Here is a 15,042-nt window from a genome sequence, read left to right as displayed (position 1 = left end):
GTTCAGCCTTTCCGCATCTGGAAGTCAGCCGTCGCCGGGCCGGCCTGCGTCTTGGCGATGCGAACCGAGCGCTGAACGCCTTCGTCGACGGCGCGCTGGATCTCTTCATTGCCGGTGCCGTGCACGTAGATGTCATGGCGCGCCACGGTGCGCTCGCGCGGCGCCGGCGCCTGCGCCCCGGCCAGCGGCGTCACTTTCCCCGCCGCCCCGGGCAGCAGGAAGTTCTTGCGCCCGATACGGAGCATTTCAGCGATGCCCCCTTCGTTTACTTCGTAGAACTTGCCCGGCACGACCGGACCGCCTCGCGCGCGGCCCCCGCCGAATGACAATGCGCCTGCGACCGCATGATTGGCGGTCGACGCCGTTCCTGAAGCCGCAGCCGCGGCAAGCGCCGAAGCGGCAGCTGTGGCCGCCGCCGCAACCGCTCCGAAGGCCGTCGTTAACACCGAAGCGGCGCCTGCGGCGGCCGTGCCGCCTGTCGCAAGGGCCGAAGTCGATGCCGCTGCGCCGGTGGCGGCGGTGCCCAGGCCGGTGACCGACGCAGCGGTCGCTGTCTCGACGGCGCCGTCCGTCGCCGCCTTTACAGCTTCAGCAGTCTGCGCCTCGACGATGGGCGGGGTAAGCCCGCCGCCTACGACATTGCCGAACAGACCTCCGGTGCCATCCTTGCCGAAAGCGATATTGGCGAACAGGTTGGCCAGGTTGTCGGCGAGCTCATTGATCGCGTCTTCCAGACCGCGCGCCGCTGACGAGTTGATGATCTCCTGGAAGATGGCCCCATAGTCGCCTGATCGGACGGCATTGCTCAGGGCGCTACTGATGTCGCCCGACAGTCCTTCAGCGAAGGCTCGCTTCGCCGCCTCGGCCTCGCCGGGGGTGCCGGCCTGAATCTCGGCGATTTCGGCATCGGCCCGCAGCGTGGCCTCCGACAGCGTCAGGCCGGCGGCAACGAGATCGTTGATCCGCTGCTGGCGGTCAGCTTTGGCTTCGAGCGCCTTGACCTGCTCCTTGTCGCCGCGAAGCTGTGCGAGTTGCAGGGCGATTTCGAGATCGCGCGCGGCGAGGGTGTCTTCTATCGCGCGCTGCTTCGCGGCCTCGGCGTTGACCGTTTCCAGTTCCAGCTTCTGCTCTGCGACGAAGATTTCGTCGTAGCGATCCTGATATACGGCATCGAGCTTGGACCGTGCAGCGGCTCGGTCCTCTTCGCTCTCCATGACCTGGTCGATCGCAGAGAGCTGTTCTTGCTTCCATCGTTTCAGCGCCTCTATCGGCGTCTGGAAGTCGTAGGCTTCGTTGAGTTCGACGACCTTGCGTTTCGCGTCCTCGAGGGCCTTGTCCGCCGCCCCACCTTTCTCGGCTTTCGGAGGAGTTGCGATTTCGCGGGCGATCTCCGGGTCGATGCCGCCCTGAAGAAGTGCCAGCGTCTTCTCGGCAACGACCAGTTCTTCCTTGCGGGCCTTGACGATGTCGCCCCGCCCGTTGGCCTCGGCGGTCGTGATGTCCTTTTGCAGCTGGGCGATGTTTTCGAGCTCGTCCTGAATCGCTTTGGCGTCGCGGTCGCCCTCGGCGATCTGACGGGCGAGGTCAGGCGCAATTCCACGGTTCAGCTCATCGATGAAGCGCTGCGAAATACCGATCTGGTTGCGGTATTCCTGCGCGACGCGCTTCGCACCATCGGATCCGGACTTTTCGGCCTCGCGGATCGACGCCTCGAGCCGTTTGATCTTCGCCATCTCGGCGTCGATATCTGCCTGGTACGGATTGCCGCCCTGCCCCGCGAAGTCGCGGGGGGTCGCATAGTCGCGCGCCGCGTCCCGGCGCTCCTTGTTGAATGCCTTGTAGGCTTCCCGGAGAGAGTTCAGGCGTTCTTCCGCTTGCCGGCGGTCGGCGTCGACGATGACGAACTCTCGCTGCTCGACGGTCAGTGGTTTCCCGGCCGCAAGTGCGGCGTCGACATCCTTGCGCGTTTGCTCCCGGAACTGGTCGACCGCGTCCTTGATCTGCGCCGCGGTCGCTCCGCTACGGCGCAAGCCCGCAACGTTGGCCCCCTGAATCTCGACAGGGGCGAGTTGGGTCGAGATCGCATTTTCGGCCGCTGCGATCTGTGCGCCGAGCTGCGCCTTGTAGACTTCCGCCAGGCGCTCGTTGGCCGTGATGCGATCCTGGATCGCGGCCACCTCTTCAATGGCTGCGGCGCGCGCCGCGGGGCCTTGCGCCGAAATGGCGGCCGTCAGCGCGTCATTGGCTGACTCGAGGGCGCGCGTGTCGTCCTCGATCCGCTTGACCGTCTCCTTGTACTTGCCGAGCGCGTCGTCGGCCGCGTTCATGGAACGCTCCGCCTTCTGAGCATCCCGGGCAAGCGCGACATAGGCCGCAGCGGCCGCCGCGATGCCAAGGGTGAGCGGGCCGAGGGCAAAGACGAGGCGTCCCGCCACGGCGGCCGTCGATGCGAGCGCCGTAACCGACCGACCGGCAATGGCTGTTAGCACGACGAGCTGGGCCTGCAGCGCCACGATTTGGCCGATCACGTACCGGCCGAGGCTTGCGGCGAGCGGGATAAGCGCCCGGATCGATAGAGCGATGATCGCGGCCTGCAGGACATCGGCGTTGTCCGCCGCCAGCTTCAGCAGACTGCTGAGCCCGTCTAGGGCGGTGACAAGGGCGTTCGTCGCCCCGGCATCACCGAGCGCGATGATCAGCGCTTCAAGGCGCGACATGGCCCCGAGGATCGCGCCGTTCAGGTTGTCGTCCATGATCGCGGCGGCGCGGGCCGACGAGCCCTCGGCGGCGCGCAAGACCTTTTCAAGTCCGTTCAGGGACTCGTCCACAGCCGCGTTGGCGAGGATGCCGAACGTGTCGAGGTTTTCGGCCCGGAACAGCTTGATGATCTGCTCAGTCGTGATCCCGGCTTCCTTCAGCCTGCGGAGCACACTCCCAAGGCCCTCTTCGGCGAGGTTGAAGTCGCCGATCAGTCCCTGAATTTCTTCGCGATTGTTGACGATCTGAGTTGCAAGGGACTGGAAGCCCCGGCCCGCGAGGCCGCCCTTCAGGCCGCCGTCGCTCAACTTGCCGATAATAGCGATCGTCTCTTCCAGATCGAGCCCGAGCTGACGCGCGGTGGGCGCGGCGAACTTCAGGGCTTCGCCGAGATCCGTGATGCCGGCGTTCGATGCGTTGGCGGCCTGCGCGAGGACATCCGCGACCCGCGCGGCATCTGTCGCCTCAATCCCGAAGCCGCGGATCGTCGAGCCGATGATTTCTGCGGTTGAGGCGATATCGGCGCCGCCGGCCTGCGCCGCCGAGAGCGTCGGACCGATGGCGGCCAGCACTTCGTTGGCGGTGAAGCCCGCCCGGGCCAGCTCGCCCATCGCATCGGCGGCCTGGGTGGCGCTGAAGCGGGTGGAGGCGCCGAGTTCCAGCGCCTTGTTGCGCAGCCCGTCGAGCTCGGTGCCGACCGCCCCGGAGACGGCCTCCAGCGTCGACATGGACTGTGAGAAGTTGGCAATCGTCTTTGCGCCGGCAACGAAAGCGGCGCCGAGCGCGAGTCCTGAAACGGTGTTGCGCAACAGGTCGGCATTGCGGCGGGCGCGGGCGAGTTGGTCGCTGACCCGGTCAGCGCTCGTTTCAATCTGGCGGAGCGAGCGTTCGCCAATCACGCCGGCCTGACGCAGTTCGTCCTCGAGCCGGTCGGCGGCCGTGGTCGTGCCTTCAAGTTCGCGCTTGCCGCGCTCACCCGCCTTGCGCAGTTGCTGGATGAACTTGGAGTCGTCGACTTCGAGGGCGAAGCCGATGCCGCCTACGATCGGGTTCCGTGCCATCGCGCCCTACTCCGTCAGCCAGGATTCGAGGCCGGCCCAGACCTGTTCAGGCGATTTTCGTTCGTTGCGGGTGCGCGGGGATTGTTTGCCCACGAGGTAGGCTTCGAGGCGCTTCGGCTTCTTCGCGCGCTCCATGCTGAGGGCCATGTAGTGGCCGGAAATGATCTGGTTCTGGGCCGCTTCCTCGCGCTTGATGAATGCGGCGTGGACCTGCCGGAACTGCCAGCACGTCAGGCGCCAGAAACCGGCCTCCGGAACACCCGCGACCAGAGCCTGCGCAAGGTCGTCCAGAATGGCTCGCCCCAGCCCACGTTCGCTGTCCTCTCCGGCTTTCCCGCGTCGGCCGCCGCCTCCTTGGCGACGGCGTCCTGATAGCGCCGCAGACCTTCAGGCCCCTCCATGCAGAGCGACCACGCGCCGGTGATACAGCGCTGCACGTCGGCGACGGGCGGTGACAGGGCGATGATGTCGGCCGGCGGAACACCGGTGAAGATCGATGCGATCTCGATCAGGGCGGACGCTTTCTGGAAGCCCATCGCATCGGCCATCAGCGCTCGCCAATCGGCGTTCGCTTCGAGCTTCAACAGCGTCGCATAGCTGCACTTGAAAATGAGGCGCTGGCCCCCGTGTTCGAGAACCAGCGCATGCATGTCAGACATGGGGCGTCCCGGATCAGGCGTTCGTCGTGACTTCCACGACCGGGGCGCCGGTGCGCTTGATGGTATAGGCAAGAGAGGCGGCCTCGCCCGGCGCAAGCGGTTCGGCCTCGCCCGTCACGTTGACAAGGAATTTGATCGACTTCGTTTTGATGCCGTCCGTCTTGGTGACGCGAAGCGAGATCGGATCACCTCCGAGCGCGTCAATGATCTGCTGCTGCACCGTGTCGCCGATCAGCTCGTAGAATTCGATTGTGCCGTCCGAGAACGATTTGAAGCCTGTCAGTTCTTCACGGAAGTCGCCTTCGGACGAGAAGCTGGTCACGTCGACCAGCTCGGCCTCGATCGACCCGCGCTCCATGTTGAAAACTTCGGGGATCTCGGTCCAGGTCGCGGTCCCAAGGTCGAGGGAGCTGCCGATGAAGATATCAATCGAGCTTTCCTTGAGGATGTACTTCTTGGCCATCGCGTCCCGCCTCCGGTTCGTATGCTGACTGGATCAGCCCCGAACGTCGCATGCACGGGGCGCGTGGGGATTTGTGCCGAACGTCAGTCCAGCGTGATCAGCATACGCACGTTCAGACGCCGGCCGCCGATGGATGGCCCGCTCGTTGGCGTCTCCTCCGGCAAGCGGCAGTCGATATCGTTCAGCACGCCCCCATCGAAGGTGAGTGCGGCGTCCAGCAACGCCTGATGAACGCGCCAGGCGGCTTGCGCCAGAACCTCGTCTCCTTCGTCTCTGATCAGCGCGAAGATCCTCACCGGAACATCGAACATTGGGGTGCGGCTGGAAAAGCTGCCGAGCGAGCGCGGCCCCTCCTGGAACGGGTCAACGATGATGAAGGGCGCGGCGCGCGGGCGATACGCTTCCGGGGCCTCGGTGCGGAACACAGCGCGTCCCGATAGGCCGGGCAGCGTGAAGGTGTCCAGCACACCGTCAAGGACGGCCGCGTCCCGCAGGAACGCAATGATGCTGGCCTGTGGATCGATCATGAGTTCAGCGATCCGCGCGCGCGGGCATACTGCCGCCGGACGCCGACGCGGAATGCCTTGAGGATGCGCGACCAGCGCTTTTCCTCGTTCAGGAGCGAGATCCAAGGTCGGGGCCGGATGCGCTCTGTGCCTAGCTCGAGGTGTGCCCCATAGTTCAGTGCTGTGCCGACCACAGCGCTGAACGTATCGCCGAATTCCTCGGGATAGCTCTTTACCGACTGGCGAAGTTTGCCGCTAATCGGCGCGGGCGCCTCGCCCGGCGCGGATGAGCGGTTGTTGCCCTGCTTGTAAAGGATACCGCTCCGGCGCGGCGGGACGCTCAGTATGTCGATCAGCTCGTTCTCGGCCTGCAGCGCGGCATAGTCGATGCCGGTGCGGGCCACCTCGCGCGTGATCCCCTTCGCCACGCGCTTGTTGATGATGACCTTAATCTTCTGCGCCAACGTCATGACCTCCGGCGTAGTATACGCCGCCTTCGGGCGAGCGGCGCACATCGGTGATCAGCATGGCGTCGCCGGCAATGGTGAGGATGTCGTCGGCGGCCGGCGCAAACCCGGGATCCGGAACATGGGCGTAGCGCGGGCACTCAGGAAGGCCGAGGCGGCGCATCGACTCCGTGAAGGCGGTCCAGTGAGCCTTGATATCGCGCGTCTCGGTCGAGGCCCGGATCGCCCCGCCTGCGCCGGCGCTGTAGGCGACCTTCGTTGTCAGCGTGGCGGGCTTCGAAAGGGCCGCCGCGGCCGTGCGAGTGATGCGACCTATGTTCATGCCACAAAGCCGATTGGACGATAGGGCTCGCGGATCGCAAGGTACCGGCGCCCGTAAGATGTGCTGGCGAAGAGCGTGTCGGCTTCTGATCGTGAGGCGCCTTCGCCGAGGAAGAACTCGACCTCGGTCGCGCCATCCTTGATCCGCTTCGCGCCGGCGGCCTTGGCTTCCGCATAGCCCGCAGCGGACGCGTCACCGAAGCCTTCCAGCGTCAGCTCATGCGCCGCAACGAGCATAACGCACCGCGGCTGGATTTCGTCGGGGAGGTAATAGGCCACGGCGCTGGCCGCGTCGGTCAGATACGCCGTGACAGTGTTGTCCGGGGTCTCATCAAACGCGGGGTGCCGTGCCCTGAACTCGGAAAGCGTGGGCGCGGGCATCCATTATCCGGCGGTGGTTGCGCCGCCTTCTGGCTGAGTCTCGGTGACGGCTTCAGGGGCCGTCTCGGCCTGGGCCTCGGTTGCCGTTTCGGCGACCGCTTCTGCAGCGGGCTGCTCGGTGACCGTACCGTCAGCGGCCACCGCTTCGGTGGCGCCCGGATCGGTCGTCACTTCGGCGGTGGCCTCTCCGGCGGCATCAGCAGGCGCGGCGGTATCAGTGGAAACGGGATCAGCGGCGGGCTGTTCGGCGGCCGGGGACAGGTTGGCGGCCGGCGCAGGCTGGGTCGCCACCGGCGTCCCGGCATTGATGGCCAGCGTCGAGGCTTCGCCTGGCAGAACAGTCACGGTCAGTTGGCCGACCAGGTTCTTCACGCCTTCGCCGAGATCGGCGTCGACCGTGCAGGTGATCAGGGCCGCACCAACGATTCCCTTGGGGCGGACGACCTTGTCGAACTCGTCAGCGCCCGGAAGGATTTCAACAAGCGCCTCGTCGCTTGACTTCCAGACGGGGGGGCCGTCAACGCGGGCGATATTGCCACGCGAGTCGCGGGGCGAAATGTGAACCGGAAGCTCTTGGTTGATCGTGATCTCGGCCATGGTCGGCGCTCCTTACGAAATGGGGCGAGGATCGCCCGCGATAATGGTAACGGACCCGGCCTGCGCGTCAGCGGCGAGGCGCGCGTCGGTGTCCCGACGCTGCGCTTCGAGGCGCGAGGCCTCCTCCGTTGCGGCTCGGGCCAGTTCGGCAGGATCAGCCTCGCCGTCCCTGACCATCCGCCCTTCATTGAGCCAAGCCCTGATCGGCGGGTGGTCGACATCGATGTCGCAGGTCACCGAACCGCCCCGCTCAAGATAGACCTCGGCGCCCCTGCGGTCATAGAAGATCAGCGCGCCGTTGCCTTTGTTCGTGAACTTTGCAGCGGCCATGGCGCGCCTCCTTGTCTGGCTCAGAAGCCCGTGGCGTAGCGAACCGCCTTCGGCCGGCGGATGTTCGTGCCACCCATCCGCATCACACCCGGAACGACGACGTTCAGGCCCGCGACCTGAGGCGGCAGGAACTGGTGGGGCATGGGCAGGTGGAACTTCAGCACCTCGGGCGAGCGGCGATAGGCAATCATGCGCTTGGCGCCCGACGCGATGGTCTCAAGATCCGTCAGACCACGGATGTCCAGCGGCTTGCCGGTCAGCGCCGTGTAGACGTTGTTCGCCTTGATGAAGGCCAGCACGGTCATGTTCGAGTCCGTCAGGCGGCGGGTCGAAATATGGGTGAAGGTCGACAGCGGCATCAACAGCGTATCGGCGTTCTCGATCCCGCGCGTACCCGTCACCATGCCCGTGAGCAGCTGGTTGATGCGCGCCAGGATTTCGTCCGGCGTCATGGTCTCGAAGGTGGTCGTCGAGCCGGCGCCGGCCGCGAAGGCCACCGTGTCGATGGAGCTGTTGTTCAGCAGGCCCTTGAGGCTCTTGCCGGTATCGCCGAGCAACGCGACGCGGTCGCACATTTCTTCGGCCACGCGGGCAGCGCCGATGGCATAGTCCGCCGACAGATTGTGGCCCAGCATGCGGGCCTGACCGACTTCCTCGAAGCCGAGGTTGTAGCCGATCGCCGCGGTGAAGATCGGCTCCTCCTCTTTCGACATGTTCATGCCGACGACCGGGATGTCGTTCGAGTTGCCGTTGACCCAATCAGCCTTGCCGACGTTGTCGGAGTAGAAGAACGTGACGGTCTTCGCGAAGGGATGCGCCTCGGTCGAGACAGGGATCAGCTCGGAATAGACGAGGCCCTCATAGGCGACCTGCTGAACCTGGCGCTCGATGTGCGAGGTCTGGGACAGGACGAAGCCAAGGTTGGCCTGCGCGTCGTAGAGGTTGACTTGGTTGAACGTCATGGCGCGGGGCTCCTTATTTCAGCTTCAGCTTCACGAGGGCGCCGGATGCGGCGGTCGAGTCGAACCGCGCACTGTCGATGGCGGTGGTATCGGCCGTCGTGGCCTTCTTGAAGGAGCCGTCTGCGGTCAGGTACGCGGCGCGGTCGCCCGCCGCGACGTTTTCGCCGGCCACGACCCAGATCGTGCCTTGGTCAATGATGCGCACCGCATCGTTGGCCTTGAACTGATCGGGCGAGTCGGCGCCGGTGGAGAGATCGCGCACCGTGACGCCCAGGAAGCGGGCGGCGCTGCCGTCCACCGCCTTGCAGGCGTCGTCCGTCGCGCCTTGCAGGACCGCCTTGCCGAAGCCGATGGCGGCCGCGGCGCGCTTCGAGAAGAAGTTGGCGGACTGCTGATCCGCAATCATGCCTTCGTAGGCCTGATCGTGGTAGCGCGAGTAGGTGGTCTGGATCGGCATGGTGCTACTCCTTGGCGGTCAGGTCAGGTTAGGCGGCGGGGCGCTTCTTCCAGGCGTCCTGCAGCTGTTGCAGGCGCGTGTTCTGACCCGGCTGATTGTCGCTTGTGTGAAGCTGGACCTCGCCGGTCGGAACGATGGCATCGGCGCCCGTCGCGGGTTTCGCATCGACAGCGACCACGTCGAAAGCGACGCGCACCTGATCGGCGGTGTAGTCCTTGGCAGCGTCGCCGAGCTTGGCGATGACGACTTCCTTGCGGATCGTCTCGGCATCTTTGCCGGCCGTCACGATGTCCGGCTTCAGGGCTTTCGCCTTTTCGCACAGCGTGGCGTGATCGCGCGCCATCTGCTCAAGGCGGGCCGCATCGGGCACCTGCGCCTTCGCCTCGGCGATCTGGGCATCCTTCGCCGTCAGCGCGGCCGCATGGTTGGCCGTCTCGGTTGCCAGCTTGGCATCAGCAGCGGCGAGTTTCGCACGGGCATCGTCGCGCTCGCTGAGTACTTTCTGGAGCGCGACGGCGCCCGCTTCGGTGGTCTCGACGTTCAGGCCATCAACGGCGACGGTGCGAGTGGTCATCGGGGAGTCCTTCGGTTTGTGGTCGGGCTGGCCGCATTTGCACATGGCGCTATCTTTAAGCCGCGCGGCGAAGGCGGGGGATTTCGCCATGTCGCCCGCCCGGCATTCCGGGCCGCAACGCGCTACGTCCACGATGGCGATGTGATTGGCCCGGATTTCACGCGCAACGAGGTCGTAACGCTCGCCCTGGGGGCTGATCCCGGGCGACAGATCAGCCATGAAGGAATAGCCGGTGGAGAGTTCCCGGCGCCCGCGCTGCACGTCGTTGACCGCGCCGGCGTCGGTGATCAGCAAACGGTGCGCGACGAAGTCGCCATCGCGGGACGCCTCGCCTTCGGTCATGCCAACGGCGTGCTCCTTCCAGTTCGCGGCGCTGACATCTTCCCACGGATGATTGTTGGTGACCGGCAGACGGCTGAAGCTTGCCAGGGAGTCCGCCGCGAAGACCTCTTCGCCGGGGCGGTAGACGATGATCCGCGAGTCCCACTCGCGCTCCTTGAACAACTCGCCGAACTCGAAGGCGTAGTATTCCTGAACGCCTGTGCGGGCGACGCGCGCGGGGACCGACAAATAGCCGTTCGGGGTGACGACGGCCCCTTCCGGGCTCAGCGGCTCAAGGTCGGCGATCGTTATGCGGGTCTTCGTCATGCACGAAGCATCGCGCCAGCCCGGCGCATGGGGAAAGCGATCAGCCTTCGCCCCACCGGTTCATGCCCGGGATGACGGCGCGCGCCCGGCAGCGGCATCGGATCTCCGTGCCCGGATGGCCCCCGATAGGCGGATCGCTCCACCGGAACTCGTCACCGTTGCGCGCGGCATGCGTCGGCCTGACCCTGCCATCGCCGACGGTGAGCCATTGATACGAGTCGATGCCCGCTTCCGACTGGCGCAGCTCGTCAAGTTTGCCGGTCAGCTTCCCAAGCTGATCCTCGGCAATCAGGTTTGCGCGACGGCGGGCGTAGCCGAACTCATCCCTCAGGCGCTTGGCGAGACCCGCCTTGCCCTCTCCGTTCTCGAAGGCTTCCAGCGCGGCCCGCTCAAGCCGGTCGGCGGTCTGGTCGCCGATGTCACGGATCAGGCGGGTCGATTCACTGATCGCCTCGCGCAAGGCCGGGCCAATCGTCTCGGAGCGCGTCAGCGGCGTGACATCGATGTTGACCGCCGCCATAACGCGCGCCTGCCATTTCCGGCCGTGCCATCGCCCAACGCTTTCGGCCCATTCGGCGAGCCGCCCGATGGCCTCGGACCTCGGCAGGCGCACATCATTGCGCAACTCGTTGATCACGGTCTGGATCGGCGCGGGCCGACCAAGGCGGGCGGCCGACAGGTAGGCGTCGATCAGGTCGGGGCGCCCCGCTTCGTAGTGGCGGATGACCTGGTTGATCAGGCTGCGTAGCAGATCTTCGTGCTGCTTTGTCGGGTTGATCGCGCCGAGGCGGGTCTTGCGGCGGCGGGACACCATTCGCTTCAGGTCATAGGGCACGTGATCAGACCGCCGCGCTCAGACGGGCCAGGGCGATGCTGTAGTCCCGGATCATGGCGGTGACGGCACCCCGGCCGCCTGTCGCGGCCAACGCCGCCGCAGTGGGATCATAACGCTGGATGTGGGTCGCGGCCACGTTCCCGGCCTGACGGAGCGGGCGCGCCTCGGGTGTCAGGATCACGGACGTCCACACCTGCCCCGTGCGCTGGCGCTCGCCCTGCGACAGGGGGTTGCGGTGCCGGATGCCGGCTGCGAGGCGGGCGTAGGCGTCACATCCGAACCGGGCCGCTCGCATGAACACAGCCTGGCGGGCAAGCGCAGGTGTTTGTTTGAGATCCGCCAGTCCGGACAGCTCGTCCCACGACTCCGAGGGATAGAGCGTCTCGAACAGCGCGCGCGCTGCTGCGGCCGTCGCTTCGATCACGGTGCGGGCCGTCTCTGCCGTGGCGCGATACTCGATCGTCATTCCGGTGCCTTCTTTTCCTTGGCGGGCTTGGCGGGCTGGGGCGGAGGTTGCTCGTCCGGCGGGAGGCGCACTTCATCGTCCGGCGGATCGTCGTCCTTGAAGTCGATCTCGTTGCCTTCCTCGCGCCACTTCGCATAGGCGGCCTCGGCGCCGGGCATGTCGCCCGTCTCGGTCAGCATCGACTCGACCGCCGCCTCAAGAACCGGCTCCGGCATCACGCCGGTTGCGGCAAGCGTCTGGACCGTCTTGGCACGGATCTCAGCATGCTTGACGCGCATGTCCTCGGTCAGCGTGTCGGGGCGGCGCCAGTCGTACCACAGCGCGGCCTTCATGTCGCCGAAGGTGGATCGGATCAGCGCCTCGTCGAACGACGACATGCACGGGGACAGCGTGGACTCCTGGATCGCGGTCAGCATCGCGAAGTAGTTCAGCATGTCGGACTCGCCCGTCGCGTTCATGCCGGCGGGCGAGCGCCCGAGTAAGCGCGTGATCGGGATGTCGGCGGCGGCCGCGACGAGGGCGTGCTGGATCTCGACGATGTCCTTGATCCCGCCGAAGCTGAAGGCGTTGCGAGAATACTCCTGCGACTTGTCGAGCATCAGCAGGCGGTAGTTCGACTTGCTGGCGCTCATCAGGCCGGCGGCGGTCAATACCTGTTCCCGACCCTTTACCGTTTCGAGGCGGCCCAGCAGGCCTTCGGTCTGGATCACGTCGACGTTGGCTTCTTGCATGAGGTGCGTCGCCGCGCTGCGCGCCCCGCTCGCGTCACCAATCGCCGACAGCACGGGCTCAAGGGCGGAATCCCCCCACCACCATTCCGCGCGCGTCCCGTCATCGATCGCGTCACCATGCGTGATGAACACGAGACGGCTGTGGTGGATCGTCTTGTGGCCCTGCTGGACGAAGCGCTTCTGCGTCCAGTTCCACATCTCCGGGATGCCGTAGTGCGGGTCGGCCGGATCGTTCACGAACTTGTTCAGCGCCTGCGGCTGAAGCTCCATCCGGTTCGCGACGACGAGCGCCTTGAGCCCGCCCTTCTTGACGCTTGCCGCGATGAACGGCTTCGAGAGATCGGCCTGCCCGTCATGGATCACAAGCGCGGCGCCGCCGAAGAGGCGCGCCTGCTTCAGTGCCTGGCGCACGCGGTCCCGGACGCGCAGGCGTTTTTCCTCGTCGAACAGGGCCGAGTTGTCTTTCGCCTCGCCGTTCCAGACGCGCCACGGGCGAGTCGCATCGTCGGCCGGCACGTCAACGACCTGCCGGGCGAGAAAGTCATTGCGGTAAAGCTGCAGCAAGTGCTGATCGCTGACGACCGTGCCCATGGCTAGCGCGCCGTTGATCGATTTGTCGATGCCCGGTGTGCCGAGGCCGGTCACGAGGCTGGCATAGCTGTCCGCGAGATTGGTGCCGGCGGCCGATGCGTCAGCCACGACGGCCTTCGCTGCCTTGGCGGGGGCGGCCTTGGCCGATGCGGAGGAAGTGGATCGCTTGGTCATAGGCTGTCAAAGAAGCTCCGGGCGCCGCCGCACATCTCGGCCACCGCATCAAAGGTCGGGTCGCACTGGTCATCATAGACGCCCTGCGGGAAGCTGAGCATTTCAGCGCGCCAGCCCTTGACCCATGGAAACTTCGTCTCGTCGGGGTGAAGCGCCAGGCCGGACGCAAAGGCGGCGACGACATCGTGCGCCCGCATGACCTTGTCCTTGGCGCGCGGGATCGCTTCGACCGGGATGGAGTGCTTGCTGCGAAGGTTCTGGATCAGGCCCGTGCCGCTGACCTTGTCCTCGATGGCCATGGCCCTCAACGCGCCCATTGCGGTTGAGTCCATCGCCTTGTGTTTCGTCCAGAACGCGAGGGCCTGCCGCTCTAGCTCAGGCGCTTCGAGGCGCATGCGCAGCTGATCGATGAAGCGCGCCTTGCCATCGATGCCGCGCCCCCAGCACTGCATCACGGTCCAGTCGTGTTCCTCGCCAGCCTTCTGCGCCGTGTCGACGAATATCTTCCGGTACTCGAGGTTCGGCAGTTCCTTCCAAGGATGGAAGTGGTCGGCGGTGAAGATCAGGCCGCTGCCCTCGAGGGGCTGCTGCATGTACTGCGCCATGAAGATGGATTCGGGTTGGCGCAGCGCATCGATCTGGGCGGCGTTGTGCGCGAACTCCCATAGCGGCCCGGCCGGCAGGTCGTGCGCGAACGGAATGCCGTGCGTCCATTCGTCGGGATAGGTCCAGTTCGGGATGACTTCGACGGGCAACACGAGGTGATGCCACTTCTCGCCCGATCCGCCGGTCAGCAGGTGTCCCGATAGGTCATCGCGGTGCACACGCTGCTGGATGATCAGCACGGGCGTCGTCGAGGCCGGGAACAGGCGCGACTTCAGCACCGAGTGATAGCGCTGGTTGACGGCGCGCAGTTCGGCGCCGGTCATCGCCGATTTGATCGGGTCGGCGTCCTTCGCCATGTTCGGGTCATCGATGAGCAGAGCGCCTGTGAACTGGCCGGGATGCGCCTGCTGACGTCCGGCGCGCATGCCGGTGATGGCGCCCTTGCCCTGCAACGCGAAGAACTCGCCGCCCTGATGCGTGGACCATTTCAGGTCGCCGTTCGTCTTGAAGTCCATCGGGAAATGGCGCTGATATCGCTCCGCTTCCAGGACGCCTTTGATCTGGCGGGAGTTCGCGCTGACAACGTTCGGCGACGCTGAGGTGTGCAGGAAGCGGCAGGCCGGATTGATGGCGAAGCCGCGGGCCGCCAGCATCGTCGTAGCGAGCATCGTCTTGGTATAGCCCGGCGGCAGGCTGATGATGCCCCGCAGGATCTCGCCGGCGAACACCTTGTCGATAAATCGGCACATCACGTCATGGTGACTGCTCCACCGAAAGCCGGTGTCTTCGATGGTCTTGAAGTGCTCGTCGGTGAAAGCCCGGTGCGACTTGAGCTGCAACTGCCTGTCAATGCGCTGCCGGGCGAGTTTCGGGTTCTGCTTCAGCAAGTCCAGCGTCGAAGAGGCCTGCGAGGACATGGAGTTGCTCCGGGGTTGCGCGGTCCAGCAGGTCGTCCATGGCCTGGGCCTTTGCTGCTTCCTCCGCGGTCAGGTTGATGTTCCGGCGCGTGTTGTCCTGAGCGAACAGGTCGAGGTGGCGGGCCAGCGCTTCGAGGGCTTTGGCCTTGTCGTGGAACTTCACGCGGATCTCGCCGGATACGGTACGCGTCACCTCAGCGATCGATGCGAGCGTATCATCGTCGAGGTCGTCGATGTCGGTCAGGACGAGTTTGCCATCCTCCCAGCGGATCACGTCATCGGGCCGGGCGAAGGCGATCTTGGCGTATTCCTGAATGACGCGCTCGGCATCGACGTCGATCTTCTCGGCCAGCCGGGCCAGCCCGATTTCGATGGCCTCCTCGATTTCAGGTTTGTTCAACAGCTCGTTGCCGATCGATCCGGCCGTCTTCTCGCTGTATCCCGCCAGCACAGCGGCCTTTGAGGCGTTCCGGTGCCGGATGTATTGGCGGACGAAGAGTCGATGCTTCGGGTTGAGGCGTTTGCGGGGCTCGGTCATG

18 protein-coding genes are annotated in these 15,042 nt (G+C 65.7%); all 18 read right to left on the bottom strand.

Annotated features, from left to right (window positions below; translation table 11 throughout):
- Positions 1 to 2 precede the first annotated feature (2 nt).
- The 18 genes from IPK75_12810 to IPK75_12725 all read right to left on the bottom strand — a co-directional run bounded on the left by IPK75_12810 (position 3) and on the right by IPK75_12725 (position 15,041).
- Entirely contained in the window at positions 3 to 3,818 is a 3,816-nt protein-coding gene (locus tag IPK75_12810; protein ID MBK8199237.1) for a phage tail tape measure protein, read from the bottom strand.
- A gap of 6 nt (positions 3,819 to 3,824) precedes the next feature.
- The gene (locus IPK75_12805; GenBank protein MBK8199236.1) at positions 3,825 to 3,965 is read right to left on the bottom strand and encodes a hypothetical protein; all 141 of its coding nucleotides are present in this window, start codon (positions 3,963 to 3,965) and stop codon (positions 3,825 to 3,827) included.
- A gap of 83 nt (positions 3,966 to 4,048) precedes the next feature.
- Positions 4,049 to 4,477, bottom strand: coding sequence for a hypothetical protein (locus IPK75_12800; protein ID MBK8199235.1), 429 nt, complete (start codon positions 4,475 to 4,477; stop codon positions 4,049 to 4,051).
- A 13-nt stretch (positions 4,478 to 4,490) separates the two neighbouring features.
- Positions 4,491 to 4,940 carry a hypothetical protein gene (locus IPK75_12795; protein ID MBK8199234.1) on the bottom strand — a complete coding sequence of 150 codons (450 nt, stop codon included), beginning with the start codon at positions 4,938 to 4,940 and terminating at the stop codon, positions 4,491 to 4,493.
- Between the two features lie 83 nt (positions 4,941 to 5,023).
- Positions 5,024 to 5,467, bottom strand: coding sequence for a hypothetical protein (locus IPK75_12790; GenBank protein ID MBK8199233.1), 444 nt, complete (start codon positions 5,465 to 5,467; stop codon positions 5,024 to 5,026).
- Entirely contained in the window at positions 5,464 to 5,910 is a 447-nt protein-coding gene (locus tag IPK75_12785; protein ID MBK8199232.1) for a hypothetical protein, read from the bottom strand. The genes IPK75_12790 and IPK75_12785 overlap by 4 nt, the downstream gene beginning before the upstream one ends.
- Positions 5,894 to 6,235 carry a hypothetical protein gene (locus tag IPK75_12780; GenBank protein ID MBK8199231.1) on the bottom strand — a complete coding sequence of 114 codons (342 nt, stop codon included), beginning with the start codon at positions 6,233 to 6,235 and terminating at the stop codon, positions 5,894 to 5,896. Before IPK75_12780 ends, IPK75_12785 begins: the two co-directional genes overlap by 17 nt.
- Entirely contained in the window at positions 6,232 to 6,615 is a 384-nt protein-coding gene (locus tag IPK75_12775; GenBank protein MBK8199230.1) for a DUF4054 domain-containing protein, read from the bottom strand. The genes IPK75_12780 and IPK75_12775 overlap by 4 nt, the downstream gene beginning before the upstream one ends.
- A 3-nt stretch (positions 6,616 to 6,618) precedes the next feature.
- Positions 6,619 to 7,212, bottom strand: coding sequence for a hypothetical protein (locus tag IPK75_12770; GenBank protein MBK8199229.1), 594 nt, complete (start codon positions 7,210 to 7,212; stop codon positions 6,619 to 6,621).
- Positions 7,213 to 7,224: 12 nt separating this feature from the next.
- Positions 7,225 to 7,542: a hypothetical protein gene (locus IPK75_12765; protein MBK8199228.1), complete on the bottom strand. Its 318-nt coding sequence runs from the start codon at positions 7,540 to 7,542 to the stop codon at positions 7,225 to 7,227.
- A gap of 20 nt (positions 7,543 to 7,562) precedes the next feature.
- Entirely contained in the window at positions 7,563 to 8,504 is a 942-nt protein-coding gene (locus tag IPK75_12760) for a DUF2184 domain-containing protein (GenBank protein MBK8199227.1), read from the bottom strand.
- A 13-nt stretch (positions 8,505 to 8,517) separates the two neighbouring features.
- Complete coding sequence (locus tag IPK75_12755) at positions 8,518 to 8,961, bottom strand: hypothetical protein (protein MBK8199226.1); 444 nt, start codon at positions 8,959 to 8,961, stop codon at positions 8,518 to 8,520.
- Between the two features lie 28 nt (positions 8,962 to 8,989).
- A complete protein-coding gene (locus tag IPK75_12750) occupies positions 8,990 to 10,183 on the bottom strand; it encodes a DUF2213 domain-containing protein (GenBank protein MBK8199225.1) in 1,194 nt (397 codons plus the stop codon).
- Between the two features lie 40 nt (positions 10,184 to 10,223).
- Positions 10,224 to 10,997 (bottom strand): minor capsid protein, encoded by a 774-nt coding sequence (locus IPK75_12745; protein ID MBK8199224.1) that lies wholly within the window; start codon positions 10,995 to 10,997, stop codon positions 10,224 to 10,226.
- A gap of 25 nt (positions 10,998 to 11,022) precedes the next feature.
- Positions 11,023 to 11,484 (bottom strand): hypothetical protein, encoded by a 462-nt coding sequence (locus IPK75_12740; protein MBK8199223.1) that lies wholly within the window; start codon positions 11,482 to 11,484, stop codon positions 11,023 to 11,025.
- Complete coding sequence (locus IPK75_12735; protein ID MBK8199222.1) at positions 11,481 to 12,980, bottom strand: DUF1073 domain-containing protein; 1,500 nt, start codon at positions 12,978 to 12,980, stop codon at positions 11,481 to 11,483. Before IPK75_12735 ends, IPK75_12740 begins: the two co-directional genes overlap by 4 nt.
- Positions 12,977 to 14,503, bottom strand: a complete 1,527-nt coding sequence (gene terL / locus IPK75_12730) for a phage terminase large subunit (GenBank protein MBK8199221.1) — start codon at positions 14,501 to 14,503, stop codon at positions 12,977 to 12,979. The genes IPK75_12735 and terL overlap by 4 nt, the downstream gene beginning before the upstream one ends.
- Positions 14,433 to 15,041, bottom strand: a complete 609-nt coding sequence (locus IPK75_12725) for a terminase small subunit (protein MBK8199220.1) — start codon at positions 15,039 to 15,041, stop codon at positions 14,433 to 14,435. The genes terL and IPK75_12725 overlap by 71 nt, the downstream gene beginning before the upstream one ends.
- Position 15,042 lies beyond the last annotated feature (1 nt).

It is taken from the genome of Acidobacteriota bacterium, from assembly GCA_016712445.1.
Lineage (GTDB): Bacteria > Pseudomonadota > Alphaproteobacteria > Caulobacterales > Hyphomonadaceae > Hyphomonas.
Note: the sequence above shows the minus strand (reverse complement) of the source record. Positions and strands in the feature narration are given on the sequence as shown.